The 13067-nt window shown below is 57.7% G+C and carries 10 protein-coding genes; 9 read left to right on the top strand and 1 reads right to left on the bottom strand.

From position 1 onward, the window contains the following. Nucleotides 1-137 precede the first annotated feature (137 nt). Nucleotides 138-2177 (bottom strand): NAD-dependent DNA ligase LigA, encoded by a 2040-nt coding sequence (gene ligA, locus JRJ26_01365; GenBank protein MBW2056123.1) that lies wholly within the window; start codon nt 2175-2177, stop codon nt 138-140. Nucleotides 2178-2493: 316 nt separating this feature from the next. Between ligA and mraZ the strand changes: the two genes are divergently transcribed. The 9 genes from mraZ to ftsW all read left to right on the top strand — a co-directional run bounded on the left by mraZ (nt 2494) and on the right by ftsW (nt 13066). After that, a complete protein-coding gene (gene mraZ / locus JRJ26_01360) occupies nt 2494-2982 on the top strand; it encodes a division/cell wall cluster transcriptional repressor MraZ (protein MBW2056122.1) in 489 nt (162 codons plus the stop codon). A gap of 73 nt (nt 2983-3055) precedes the next feature. Further along, nucleotides 3056-3988, top strand: coding sequence for a 16S rRNA (cytosine(1402)-N(4))-methyltransferase RsmH (gene rsmH / locus JRJ26_01355; protein MBW2056121.1), 933 nt, complete (start codon nt 3056-3058; stop codon nt 3986-3988). Between the two features lie 31 nt (nt 3989-4019). After that, nucleotides 4020-4367, top strand: coding sequence for a cell division protein FtsL (ftsL, locus tag JRJ26_01350; protein ID MBW2056120.1), 348 nt, complete (start codon nt 4020-4022; stop codon nt 4365-4367). After that, nucleotides 4364-6331, top strand: coding sequence for a transpeptidase family protein (locus JRJ26_01345; GenBank protein ID MBW2056119.1), 1968 nt, complete (start codon nt 4364-4366; stop codon nt 6329-6331). The genes ftsL and JRJ26_01345 overlap by 4 nt, the downstream gene beginning before the upstream one ends. 92 nt (nt 6332-6423) lie before the next feature. Further along, entirely contained in the window at nt 6424-7956 is a 1533-nt protein-coding gene (locus JRJ26_01340) for a UDP-N-acetylmuramoyl-L-alanyl-D-glutamate--2,6-diaminopimelate ligase (GenBank protein ID MBW2056118.1), read from the top strand. After that, nucleotides 7949-9370: a UDP-N-acetylmuramoyl-tripeptide--D-alanyl-D-alanine ligase gene (locus tag JRJ26_01335; protein MBW2056117.1), complete on the top strand. Its 1422-nt coding sequence runs from the start codon at nt 7949-7951 to the stop codon at nt 9368-9370. The genes JRJ26_01340 and JRJ26_01335 overlap by 8 nt, the downstream gene beginning before the upstream one ends. Then, a complete protein-coding gene (locus JRJ26_01330) occupies nt 9370-10446 on the top strand; it encodes a phospho-N-acetylmuramoyl-pentapeptide-transferase (protein MBW2056116.1) in 1077 nt (358 codons plus the stop codon). The genes JRJ26_01335 and JRJ26_01330 overlap by 1 nt, the downstream gene beginning before the upstream one ends. A 113-nt stretch (nt 10447-10559) precedes the next feature. Further along, nucleotides 10560-11978, top strand: a complete 1419-nt coding sequence (murD, locus tag JRJ26_01325; GenBank protein ID MBW2056115.1) for a UDP-N-acetylmuramoyl-L-alanine--D-glutamate ligase — start codon at nt 10560-10562, stop codon at nt 11976-11978. Next, the gene (gene ftsW, locus JRJ26_01320; GenBank protein ID MBW2056114.1) at nt 11975-13066 is read left to right on the top strand and encodes a putative lipid II flippase FtsW; all 1092 of its coding nucleotides are present in this window, start codon (nt 11975-11977) and stop codon (nt 13064-13066) included. Before murD ends, ftsW begins: the two co-directional genes overlap by 4 nt. Nucleotide 13067: the final 1 nt, after the last annotated feature.

The raw sequence follows: 13067 nt of genomic DNA, 5'->3' as shown, positions 1-13067 counted from the left end.
GGCATGCAGGGTGGGGTAGACCCGGGCTGTCGGAGTGGGGCTGTTTCGTATCACCGGTCGAAACGCCTTCTCGAGATCGGCCTCGCAAGAGGGTCTGTTTGCGTTCCGCCTCGCGGATCCAGGTCGATTTTGCCGACCTAGCGGATCATCTCTTTGAATTCGTCCTCTGTGATGGTGGGGATTCCGAGCTCCCGGGCCCGATCGAGCTTTGACCCGGGGTTGGCTCCCACGATGAGATAGTCCACCTTCTTGCTCACCGCGGAGGCCGTCTTCCCTCCTAGGGATTCTATCAGTTCCCTGGCCGCTTCTCGTCCCATGGAGGCCAGGGTTCCGGTTATGACAAAGGTCTTGCCCTTCAGCTTCTCTCCGGCAGGCTTGGCCGCTTCCTCGATCTTCAGGCCTGCCCTGTCCAGTCGTCTCAGAACCTCCATGTTCTTGGGGTCCTGGAAGAAGCTCACCACGCTCCTGGCAACTTCAGGGCCGATCTCTTTGATGGCCAGCAACTCCTCTTCGGTGGCCCTGGAGAGCCTCTCGAGGGATCCGAACTCCTCGGCCAGAACCTCTGCAAGGTGTTCTCCCACATGGCGGATGCCGAGACCGTAAAGAAACCTGGCCAGAGGCCTTGACTTGCTCTTTTCCAGGGCGTCCATGATATTCTGTGCCGATTTGTCGGCCATCCTCTCAAGGGATGCCAGGTCCTCGTGGGTAAGGCTGTAGAGGTCGGCTATGTCTTTTACCAGCCCCCTGTCGACCAACTGATCCACAAGCTTGGTCCCCAGTCCGTCTATATCCATGGCCCGCTTTGAGGCGAAGTGTTTGATACTCCCCTTGAGCTGAGCTGGACAGGACAATCTTATACACCGGTGAGCCGCTTCTCCCGGGAGTCGAACCACATCCCCCCCGCAGACCGGGCATTTGTCGGGTATCTTGTAAGGGACCTCTTTCCCCGTACGGCGGTCCTTCTTCACCTCCACCACTTCAGGGATCACATCGCCGGCTCGCTGGACCACCACGGTGTCTCCAATGCGGACGTCCTTGCGGTCGATTTCGTCCTGGTTGTGGAGTGTCGCGTGGCTGATCTGGGCACCCCCCACCCACACCGGCTCCAGCCGGGCCACGGGGGTGACGACACCGGTTCTTCCTACAGAGGGACTGATGTCGAGCACTCTTGTCACTGCCTGGTGAGCGGGGAACTTGTAAGCCAGAGCCCAGCGAGGACTGCGTGAGACCTCGCCCAGGGCGGCCTGAAGATCGAGGCGGTTGACCTTGATCACCACACCATCGATCTCATAGGGGATGGTCGGCCTCTCTTCCGCGATACGGTTGTAGAAATCTATAGCCTCGTCGATCCCCATACATCTGGCAATCCGGCCTATGTTGACCCGCAAGCCCCACTCGGGAATCGTGTGGAGAAACTCCCAGTGGGTTTCAAACTCCACACCCCTGACAACCCCCATGCCGTAACAGAACATCTTGAGAGGCCTCTCTGCTGTGATCCTCGAATCCAACTGCCGCAGGGAACCGGCGGCAGCGTTCCTGGGATTCGCAAAGGTAGGCTCTCCACTCTCCTCTCGTTTCCTGTTGAGCGCCTTGAAATCCTCTATCTCCATATAGACCTCGCCTCTGATCTCGATGAGTTCCGGAATGGGGAGGTCTCCCTCCCGGAGAATCAGAGGGATTGTCTTGACTGTTCGGAGGTTTTGCGTCACGTCCTCTCCGGTATACCCATCCCCCCGAGTCGAACCCACTGTGAGGCGCCCCGCCTCATAGACGAGTTCCACGGCCAGTCCGTCGATCTTGGGTTCGACCACATACTCGATCTCTTCCTGGGTTCCGAGAAGCCGCTTGAGGCGTTCGTCGAACTCCCGGACTTCCCCCTCGTTCATCCCATTGGCGAGACTCAGCATGGGAAGCCTGTGGGTTACCGTTTCGAAGACCTCAAGGGGTGGTGCCCCGACTCGCTGGGTAGGAGAATTCGGATCGTAGAGCTCGGGATACTCCCTTTCAAGCTCCTCCAGGCGCCGCATCATCTGGTCATACTCGGCGTCCGATATCTCAGGGGAGTCCAAGACATAGTAACGGTAGTTGTGGTGAGCGATGGTCTTTCGGAGTTCCTCGACTTCTTGGCGAACCGACTCAGGGACCACGGTCCTTCCTCCCTCTTTGAACAGCCTCATTGTAAATGGGAGGGAAATCTTTGTCAATCCAAGACAAGAGGTCTTGGCCCCACTGTCCGGCAGCAAGGCGACGCGGCTCAAGTTGCCAGGGTATACACCTTTATATATCGGTATGTTAATATATATAGACTGCTAAAGAACATTCAGTTGTAGGGTATAAGCCTTTATTCTGATAGGAGTTTTCTCTCAGACAGATTGATCTTTGGAAAACTTCCAGGAAATTCGCAGAAATAGGGAAAAAACTGCTTGACAATGGAGCGAAAAACCGCTATCTAAAGAAGAGTGGCCCAGAGTGGCTCTTTGTGGAGCGTTGTGGATGGCAGCCGAGCGTCCCAGGGCCAACAAAGCCTGTTCGGTCGTGAACATGTTTCGTGGTAAATACGAACATACCATCGATTCCAAGGGAAGGGTCAAGCTCCCCTCCAGGTTCTGGGATGTGCTACAGGAAAGGTACGATGAAAATCTGATTATCACAAATCTCGACGGCTGTCTGTCCGCATATCCCCTTGAAGAATGGAATCGTGTAGAAGAGAAGATCGACGCCCTTCCCGGTATGAAGCAGGAGGTGCGCCGTTTCAAGCGCTTCTTTCTCGGCAGCGCCGTCGACTGCGGAGTCGACAGACAGCACCGCATTCTTATTCCTCCATCCTTGAGGCAGTTTGCCGGACTCAAGAGGGACATCGTGCTGGTGGGGCTGATCAATAGATTCGAGATATGGGCAAAAGACAGACTGGACCCTGAGATGAATCTGGTTCGGGACAACTTTGAAGATATCGTCGCACCCCTTGGTGAATTCGGGTTCTAGTCTCTCTTGGCTATATTGGTAGAGCGTAAAGGGGGTGGGCAGCGGAGAAGAAAAAAAGGGGACCGAGGGGGCCATGGTTTGCCACCATCCGGTTCTGGCCGAAGAGGTGATCGCCTATCTGAGATGCGGGGCCGGAAAGAGGTATGTGGACTGTACCTTGGGGGGGGGTGGCCACGCGGCCCTGATTCTGGAGAGGACTGCTCCAGACGGGAGACTTCTCGGAATCGAATGGGATGGCAAGGCGATTCGCCTGGCTAGTGAGAGGCTGAGACCGTATGGCGGGCGAGTCGTAGTGGTTCGGGAGAGTTTTTCAAATCTCGGTGCCATAGTCAAGGAGCATGACTTTGAACCGGTAGACGGTATCCTGGCAGACCTTGGAGTTTCCTCGTTACAGTTGGAAGATCCACAGCGGGGCTTCAGCTTCAGGATGGAGGGGCCTTTGGACATGAGAATGGATTCCAGAGGCGGTCAGACCGCTTCCGATCTCGTAAACAGGCTGCCTGTGAAGGAGCTTGAAAGGCTTCTGCGAGAGTATGGAGAAGAGCGATGGGCCAGGAGGATCAGCCGCCTTGTCGAGAGGCGCCGCAAGATTCGTCCCATCAGAACCACCGAGGAGTTGAGGGACATAGTCTATTCTGCCATCCCCCGGTCGTATCATCGGAGAAGGATAGATCCTGCTACCAGGACCTTCATGGCACTCCGTATCGCCGTAAATCGAGAGCTGGATAATCTGAGGGCACTCTTGGAAGAATCCATATCCGTACTGGGAAAGGGTGGGAGAATCTGTGTCATCTCCTTTCATTCCTTGGAAGATCGGATTGTAAAGCGGTTTTTCCGGGCAGGGGAAAGGGGAGATCTCTGCCCCCCACACTGGCCCAGGTGCATCTGTCCCGGAGAGAAGATACTCAGGATAGTGACGCCGAGGCCCGTGTCGCCCTCTCCCCGGGAGATCAGGCAAAACCCGCGGGCAAGAAGCGGCAAGCTACGCGTGGCTGAAAGGATCTGAGGGAAAGATTCAGAACCAGGAGGGTGTGCACATGGGTGGCGTCGTTTCCGGCTTTCTTCTTGAAAGAGGGTACTGGAACCAGGAGCGCCCAAAGAATGGATCCATCAGGAAGGGTTTCAGGACCATGTTCTTTGCCTTTCTCATTCTGGCCGCCGTGATAGTTCTGTACCTGTTTTTCGTCTCCTCGAGGGTCTGGGTCGTCAATCTCGGTTACAGGACTTCCCGAGCTCTCAGAGAACAAAAGGAGCTCCTGGAGGTCAACAGGAGACTGAGAATCGAACGTGCGACCCTTATCTCCCCTGAGAGGATCGATTTCTATGCCCGACAGAAGTTGGGTATGAGGGAACCCGAAGACAGGCAGATTCGGTTTGTTCCATGAAGAGAGACTCCGTCAACTGGTTGAGGCTCCGCATCTTTGCCGTCTTTTTCCTTTTCCTTCTTTCATTTGTTGTGGTCTTCTTGAGGGTCGTGCAGCTTCAGGTCGTGGAGAAGGAAGATCTCCAGCGGTTGGCAGAGAGGCAGCACCAGAGGGTTATCGAACTCGTGCCCCGAAGAGGGACGATCTACGATCGGAATCTCGGGGTTCTGGCCAAGAGTACGGAGATCGAATCCCTCTACGCCCATCCCAGGCAGATAGTGGATCTGTCTGAGACGGCGGGCCAAATCGCACGGGTTCTCGGCGTGAGAAGATCCGCCATCCGGAAGAAACTGAGGTCCAGGCAGTCCTTTGTCTGGCTTCAGCGGAAGATCGCCCCCAAGAAGGCCGAGATGATCAGAAAACTAGAGCTCCCAGGGGTGGGTTTCGTGAAGGAGAGTCGCCGTTATTACCCAAACCTCGCTCTGGCCGCCAATGTCCTGGGGTTTGTGGGTATGGATTCCCAGGGGTTGGAGGGGATCGAGTTGCAGTACGAGCGGTACCTCAGAGGCAGCCCGCGCCTGGTCGTCCTCGAGCTTGACGCCCGTGGAAGAGAGATCGTCATCCAGGATCCTGTCTCCCCTGCCGAGCTTTCCAGCTGCAGCCTTGTTCTGACCATCGACCGGGACATACAATACATAGTCAAGAGGGCCCTCTCTCAGGCGGTCAGCAGGACAAGAGCCCGTTCCGGTATGGCCGTGGTGATGGATCCCAGGACAGGCGAGATCCTGGCCATGGCGAGCAGGCCCACATTCAATCCCAATCTGCTGAGCAACTACGATCCGAACTCGGTAAGGAATCGAGTGATCACGGATATCTTTGAGCCGGGGTCGATCTTCAAGGTATTCCTCCTCGCTGCTGCCTTGCAAGAGAGGGTGGTCAAGAGGAACGACATCTTTTTCTGTTACAACGGGGTCTATCGAATCGGCAGGGAAACCATCCACGATCACAAGAAATACGGATGGCTGACCCTTCAGAAGGTCATAAAATTCTCGAGCAACATCGGGGCCACTCAAATCGGGCTCAGGGTCGGTGCGAGGCGGCTTGACCGGTACATAAGGAGTTTCGGGTTCGGTTCTCTCACCGGGGTGGACCTGCCGGGGGAGGTGCGGGGAATCGTTCGGAGTCCTGAACGGCTGAGCAAGGTGGGCCTTGCCAACAGCTCATTCGGCCAGGGAATCTCAGTGACCGCGATCCAGCTGATCTCGGCACTTTCCGCCATAGCCAACGGAGGCACCCTGATGCGCCCCTACATAGTCGATCGGATCGTCGATCCGAGGGGCAGGGTCATCAAGTATTTCCATCCCCAGGCCAGGAGGAGGGTCATCTCCCCGGAGACGAGCCTGGAAGTGACACGGATCATGAAACAGGTGGTCGAACCAGGTGGAACCGGAACCGCTGCTGCGGTCCCGGGATACGAAGTGGCTGGAAAGACCGGGACAGCCCAGAAGATCGACCGGCTCCTCAGGAAGTATGCCGATGACAGGCATATCGGATCCTTCATGGGTTTCGTGCCGGCCGATGATCCCAGGCTGGCCATCCTGGTTGTCATCGACGAACCCAAGGGCACCCCATACGGTGGGGTCGTGGCCGCCCCCGTGTTCAAGGCTATTGCCCAGCAGACCCTTCAATACCTGAACGTTCCTCCCAGCAGGGGCACCCTTGTCGCCCGGAAGGAGAAGAGACGAAAACACCCGGCCAGACCCACGAAACGGAAAACCCAACCGCAAGTAGTCCGCGGAGGCTCAGAGGGATTGATGCCCGATCTCTCGGGGCTTACCTTGAGGGCTGCCCTGAGGGGGCTCGTGGAGAGGAACCTGGATATCCGGGTGAGCGGCGAGGGGGTGCTCTTCGAGCAGAATCCTCGTCCTGGTGCCAGGTTGAAGGAGGGTGGCACCTGTTACCTGAAGTTTGCACCGCCCTCGTGAAATCCTGGGAGTGCAGAGGCTTGAATAATCCCTTTTGACTTGGGAATTCGAACCGGAATCGAAGCTCTTGCCCGTGTGATGAGAGGGAGGTCATGCTACTGTCGGATCTGATCCAAGATCTCGAGGAGAAGAGGGTCCTTGGAGACAGGGACGTCGAGATCGATGGTGTGGCCTACCATTCTGGGAAGGTGAGTAAGGGGGACCTCTTCGTGGCGATTCGCGGGACCAGGACCGACGGCCGTCTCTTTGTCGCGGAGGCACTTGACAGGGGTGCCGGAGCACTGGTTCTGGAAGGGGCGGACGAGAAGTCATACGGCGTTCCGGTCGTCCTGGTACCGGACAGCCGGAGGGCTCTTGCCCGTATCTCAGCCGCCTTCTTTGGTCATCCTTCCAGGAACATGCGGGTGGTGGGCGTGACGGGAACGAACGGGAAGACCACCACTTCCTTTCTGATCGAGTCCATGCTCGCAAGCGACTCTCTGGCCTGCGGTGTTCTGGGTACCATCAACTACCGTTATGGAGGTAATACCATCCCGGCCCCGATGACGACGCCGGAATCCCCTGATATCCAGAGAATGCTCAAAGAGATGCTGGACTCCGGGATCACCCATGTGGTCATGGAGGTTTCTTCCCATGCTCTCGACCTCCGGCGTGTGGAGGGCTGCCATTTCGATGTGGGAGTATTTACCAACCTCACCCAGGACCATCTCGACTATCACCCCAGTCTCGATCAGTACCGCCGCTGCAAGGAGCACCTGTTTACCGGGATCATACCTGAGAGCGATAAGCCCGACCGGACAGCCGTGCTCAACCTGGACGATCCCGCAGGAGAGGATCTTTGGAAGAAGCTCGATTATGCCAGAATGGGCTATGCCGTTGGCAGGAAGGCCTCCTTCTGGGCCGAAGGTGTGACCAGCACTCTCAGAGGCATTGAGGCAACGGTCCACACACCGGGGGGAGACATGGGGATTCGGTCTCCCCTCGTGGGGGAGTTCAACATCTACAACATCATGGCCGCCATGGGGGCTGCCACGGCTCTCGGTGTCGGGCAAGAGGCCATCCAGAAGGGTATCTCCGCCCTTTCCTCCATACCCGGAAGAATGGAAAGGATCGAGAACGACAGGCGGTTGGAGGTTTTCGTGGACTATGCTCACACTCCGGACGCCCTTGAGAGGGCCCTCACCGTGCTCAGACCGCTTCGTAGAGGAGGGCGGTTGATCGTGGTTTTCGGGTGTGGGGGGGACAGGGATCGCTCCAAGCGTCCCCTGATGGGGAGGGTAGTGGCCAGGTTGAGTGATTTTTCCGTGATCACCTCGGACAATCCCAGGAGCGAGCGGCCAGAGGAGATCATCAGGGATATCGAGAGAGGCTTTGTCTCGGAGAATCGACGGGAGTTCGATGGAGACAAACTTTTGGGTGGGGCAGCGGAAACCGGAGGATACCTCAAGGTGGAGGATCGAAGGGCTGCCATAGGTCTTGCCGTCAGGGCTGCCCGTCCCGGCGATATCGTTTTCATCGCCGGAAAGGGACACGAAAACTACCAGATTGTCGGGGACCGGAGACTACCTTTTGATGACCGAGTCGAGGCGAGGGCGGCTCTCCTCAAGAGAGCATCGAATGGTTGAACAGAGCACCGGGAAAGGGCCTCGGCTGACCTGTTCGGCCGTGCTGGAAGCAACCGGAGGCCGCCTGGTCCAGGGTGACCGGGAAGCCTCCTTTGCCGGCTTGTCCACCGACTCGCGGACCCTGAAGGGAGGCGAGGTATTCCTTGCCCTGAAGGGAGAGCGCTTTGACGGGCACGCCTTTGTCGAGGAGGCACTGAGCAGGGGGGCCTCAGGGGTCATCGTGGAGGAGGGAGACCTCCCGAGCGGTGTGTTCGGACGGGTTGGGGCCAGCCCCGTCATCGGTGTATCCGATACCCTCAGGGCCCTGGGAGACATTGCAAGGTTTTGGAGAGACCGGTTTACCCTGCCCGTCGTCTGCCTGACCGGGAGCAACGGCAAGACGAGCACCAAGGAGATGATCGCCTCTGTTCTGGAAGAGAGTTTCACGGTGTTGAAGAACCCGGGGAACTTCAACAACCTCGTGGGTGTTCCCCTCACGCTCCTGGAGCTCCAGCCCCGGCACCAGGTGGCGGTGGTGGAGATAGGCACAAACGTGCCTGGGGAGATAAGGAGGCTTGCGGAGATCGCCAGGCCCACCACCGGCCTCATCACCAATATCGGCCAGGCCCATCTCGAGGGGATGGGATCTCTGGAGGCTCTCATCCGTGAGAAAGGAGATCTCTTTCGCAGCATACCGGAGGAGGGAGTTGTCATAGTCAACCGGAACGATCCCCATGTCTCCTCTCTCGCCGGAGAGTGCCGGGCAAGAAAGATCGGGTTCGCCGTGGAAGGGCGAGCCGATGTCGTGGTCGACCGTCTCCAATGGCGGGGTACCAGAGGGGTCCGTTTCCGATTGACCGTTGGAGGGAAACGGGTGTCGGTCGATTTTCCTCTCCTGGGGGAGCAGTTCGTCCACAACGCCGCCGCTGCCGCTGCCGTGGCCTTCCTGTTGGGGATAGAACCTGAGGCGATAGGAAGGAGACTGGAGCGATTCAGCCCTCTGCCCATGAGAATGGAGCCTCTCTGCCTCGAGGGTGTAAATTTCATCAACGACACCTATAATGCGAACCCCCCGTCGGTGGAGATGGCCCTGAGAGCTCTTTGCCACGTTTCCGGAGGGGCGAGGGCTTTCGTGGTCCTGGGGGATATGCTGGAGCTCGGGGAGATATCGAGGGAGGCCCATCGGGCAGTGGGACGAGTCCTGGGGGGCCTTGATCTGGCAGGGGTCTTCCTCCTGGGAGAGTATGCCCCCGAGGTCGCCGAGGGGGCGATCGAGGCTGGGACGGATCGCCGAAGGGTGTGCATCCTGGAGAGCCACGCTGAGATTGCGAGACTCCTGAAGGGCGAGACCAGGCCGGGAGATTGGGTCCTGGTAAAAGGATCCAGAGGAATGCGAATGGAAAGGGTCATCGAGATCTTGGGCGAAGAGGCATAATGCTATACCATCTTCTATATCCGCTCCATACGGTTTTCTCGGTTCTGAATGTGTTCCGCTACATCACCTTCAGAACCATCTACGCGGCTATCACCGCTCTCCTTATCAGTTTCATCCTGGGACCGTGGATTATCAGAAAGCTCAACTCCACCGGGGTGATCACCTCGGTCAGGGAGGATGTCCCCACCACCCATTCCACAAAAGCCGGGATTCCCACCATGGGCGGTATCCTGATTCTAATAGCCCTCGTTATCCCTACCCTGTTGTGGGCGGATCTGACCAACACGTTCATCTGGTTGGTCCTCGCCGCGACCCTGCTTTTCGGCCTCATCGGATTCGCCGACGATCTGCTCAAACTGAAACAGGGGAGGGGGAGAGGCCTGAAGGGCCGTTACAAGATCGTGCTCCAGGGGCTGGTCGCTCTGGCGGTCAGCGGGATCCTTGTGGGTCCCCTGGGGTTTGATACGCGACTCTACTTCCCCTTTCTCAAGGGCTTCACCCCTGATCTCGGCTGGTTCTACGTCCCCTTCGTGGTCCTGGTGATCCTGGGTACATCCAACGCGGTCAATCTTACAGACGGCCTGGATGGGCTCGCTATCGGCCCCATCCTGGTGTCGAGCGGAACATTCCTCCTCTTCTGCTACCTGGCAGGTCACTCCAGATTCGCCGAGTATCTCCAGATCGCCTATGTGGCGGGAAGCGGGGAACTGACCGTTTTCTGCGGGGCAATGGTAGGGGCGAGTCTCGGTTTTCTCTGGTTCAACACCTATCCCGCACAGGTATTCATGGGGGATATAGGTTCCCTTGCCCTGGGCGCGGCGCTCGGGTTGGTGGCCGTGATCGCGAAGCAGGAGCTCTTGCTCGTGATCGTAGGAGGGATCTTCGTGCTTGAGGCGGTCTCGGTCATCCTACAGGTCGCCTCTTTCAGGGTAAGGAGGAAAAGGGTCTTCAACATGGCGCCGATTCATCATCACTTCGAATTGAAGGGGTGGCCCGAGCCCAAGGTGATCGTGCGGTTCTGGATCATTGCCATCATCCTGGGTCTGATCGCGATCAGCACGTTGAAGCTCAGATAGGGGGAGGATGATCTCGGTGTTTGATAGGATTTCGGTAGATTCTGGTCAGAGGATGGGTTTTGGAGATGGCTGGGTCCGAGGTGCTGGATAGGCCGGGCAGGGCGGACAAGGTCATGAATCTGGAGGGCATGGAGGTGCTGGTAGTCGGTCTGGCTCGGACGGGTACTGCCGCGGCCCGGTTTCTCTCCAGGCGCGGTGCCAGGGTTGTGGGGACCGACGTCCGGAACAGGGGGGATCTGGAAAGAGAGTCCCCGGAGCTGAAGGATCTCGATGTGGAACTCCGGGTGGGCGAGTCACAGGCAGAGGAGAGTTTCCTAAGGGCTGAACTGATCGTCCTAAGCCCGGGTGTTCCCCCTTCTATCAGGCCTATTGTCGAGGCAAGACGGAGGGGAATACCGGTTGTGGGTGAAATCGAACTGGCCTCCTGGTTCATAACGATACCCATTGTCGCCGTCACGGGGACGAACGGAAAGACGACCACCACACTGCTGATAGGAGAGATGCTGAAGAGGGCCGGACGGCGGATCTTCGTGGGGGGCAACGTGGGAAATCCCCTGATCAATCTCGCCGGCGACGAGGGGGACAGAGAGATCGCCGTGGTGGAACTGAGCAGCTTCCAGTTGGAGACGATCGGTAGATTCAGGCCGGCCCTTGCCGTTCTGCTAAACATTACGGAGGATCATCTCGACCGCTATACGAGCTTTGATTCCTACCTGGAGGCCAAGTCGAGACTCTTCATCAATCAGGAGGAGACAGATGTCTCCATCCTCAATTGGGAGGACCGTCTGGTAAAGAGGGCTGCATCGGCGTGCAGAGCCAGGAAACTCTTCTTCAACCTTCCCGGCGGAGAGTCGGAAGGGGCCTTCTTCGACGGAGAACGGATAGTAGTGAGAGGGATCGAAGGGGAAGAGGTCTACTATCCCGGCAGGAGCGGGCTGGTGGGGGGCCACAACAGGGAGAACATGATGGCGGCAATCCTGAGCGCCAGGTTGTATGGGTGTCCGAGAGATGCGGTCCAAACCGCTCTCGAGGAGTTTGAGGGGCTGCCACACCGCCTTGAGTTCGTCAGGGAAACAGGAGGGGTCAGATACTTCAACGATTCCAAGGCAACCAATGTGGGAGCCGCAGTCAAATCCCTGCAGGCTTTTTCCGGTCCGGTGATTCTCATCGCCGGGGGGAGGGACAAGGGAGGTGACTATGCCCCCCTGAAAGGTCCCATCCTGGAAAGGGTCGAACATCTGATCCTCATCGGTGAGGCCGCCGACAGGATGGAGCGGGAGCTCGGGGCCGTGGCCAAGATCATCCGGGCTGAATCTCTGGAGGAGGCAGTGGGAGAGGCGCATCTTCTGGCTCGGCCTGGAGATACGGTACTGCTCTCACCTGCCTGTTCGAGCTATGACATGTTCCGGGACTACGAGGAGCGGGGAGAAGTCTTCAAAGCCCTGGTGAAAAGGCTGGGCGGTCCAGCCAAGACCGGAGGCTCCGGAGCTGCCCGGGAAAAGAACAGAAGAGCAGAGACATCTCCGACATGACAGATCGGACCACATTCGATTTTCCCATACTGCTCGTAACCATGGTCCTTCTGGGACTGGGTGTCGTCATGGTGTACAGTTCCAGCGCGATTCTGGCGGCCGACCGATTCAGGGACAGCTTCTACTTTCTCAAGAAACAGGCCCTGTTTGCCACGGTGGGGTTCTTCCTCATGGTCGTGGTGATGCATCTAGACTATCACTTCTGGGAGAGACTTGCCTACCCGATTCTGGGCGCGTGTTTTCTCCTTCTCGTGTTGGTCCTGGTGGTCGGTACAAGGGCAGGGGGATCGACCCGGTGGCTCTACCTGGGATCTCTCTCCTTTCAGCCTTCGGAGCCGTGTAAGTTGGGTTTGGTCGTCTTTTTATCCCATTTTCTCGCTAAGAAGGGGGAGAAGATCAAGTCCTTTCAATTCGGCTTCCTCCCCGCTGTTCTTATATCCGGGACGGCCATTCTCCTGATCATAAGCCAGCCGGATTTCGGGGTTGCCCTCTTCCTGGGGATCATGGTAATCCTCATGCTCTTTGTGGCGGGAACGAGGCTTTCCTATATCTTCTCTCTGGGACTCCTGGCCATACCGGCCCTCTACTACCTCATTGCGAAGGTTCCTTACCGGGTTCAACGAATCATGAGCTACCTGAACCCGTGGAACGATCCGAGGGGTATCAGTTTCCAGATCGTTCAGTCATTTGTCGCCTTCGGGGCGGGCGGGTTCTTCGGAGCCGGTTTGGGCCAGGGGAAACAGAAACTCTTCTTTCTCCCGGCACCGCACACGGATTTCATCTTTTCCGTGATCGGGGAGGAGATGGGGCTTGTCGGGGCTTTCATTGTTCTCGGACTCTATCTGGTCCTTACCGTGAGGGGGGTCAGGGTCTCCCTGGCAGCACCGGACGAGTTCGGGACCTTTCTCGGACTGGGGATCACTTCGCTGATTTCGCTCCAGGCCCTTATCAACATGGCCGTTGTTCTCGGCCTGCTTCCCACAAAGGGATTGACCCTTCCCCTCATAAGTTACGGGGGGACATCCCTGGTGACGAGTCTCGTGTCGGTGGGAATCCTGCTCAACATCTCGTCCCAGACCCGTTACTGAG

The sequence above is a fragment of the Deltaproteobacteria bacterium genome (genome assembly GCA_019308905.1).
GTDB lineage: Bacteria > Desulfobacterota > BSN033 > WVXP01 > WVXP01 > JAFDHF01.
The sequence above is the reverse complement of the archived record's forward strand: the minus strand, read 5'-3'. Positions and strand labels throughout refer to the sequence as shown.

Bases quoted from the DNA above. Each gene is read 5' to 3' on its own strand.
- ligA (MBW2056123.1), bottom strand. From the start codon at position 2,177: ATGAGGCTGTTCAAAGAGGGAGGAAGGACCGTGGTCCCTGAGTCGGTT.
- mraZ (MBW2056122.1), top strand. From the start codon at position 2,494: ATGGCAGCCGAGCGTCCCAGGGCCAACAAAGCCTGTTCGGTCGTGAAC.
- rsmH (MBW2056121.1), top strand. From the start codon at position 3,056: ATGGTTTGCCACCATCCGGTTCTGGCCGAAGAGGTGATCGCCTATCTG.
- ftsL (MBW2056120.1), top strand. From the start codon at position 4,020: ATGGGTGGCGTCGTTTCCGGCTTTCTTCTTGAAAGAGGGTACTGGAAC.
- JRJ26_01345 (MBW2056119.1), top strand. From the start codon at position 4,364: ATGAAGAGAGACTCCGTCAACTGGTTGAGGCTCCGCATCTTTGCCGTC.
- JRJ26_01340 (MBW2056118.1), top strand. From the start codon at position 6,424: ATGCTACTGTCGGATCTGATCCAAGATCTCGAGGAGAAGAGGGTCCTT.
- JRJ26_01335 (MBW2056117.1), top strand. From the start codon at position 7,949: ATGGTTGAACAGAGCACCGGGAAAGGGCCTCGGCTGACCTGTTCGGCC.
- JRJ26_01330 (MBW2056116.1), top strand. From the start codon at position 9,370: ATGCTATACCATCTTCTATATCCGCTCCATACGGTTTTCTCGGTTCTG.
- murD (MBW2056115.1), top strand. From the start codon at position 10,560: ATGAATCTGGAGGGCATGGAGGTGCTGGTAGTCGGTCTGGCTCGGACG.
- ftsW (MBW2056114.1), top strand. From the start codon at position 11,975: ATGACAGATCGGACCACATTCGATTTTCCCATACTGCTCGTAACCATG.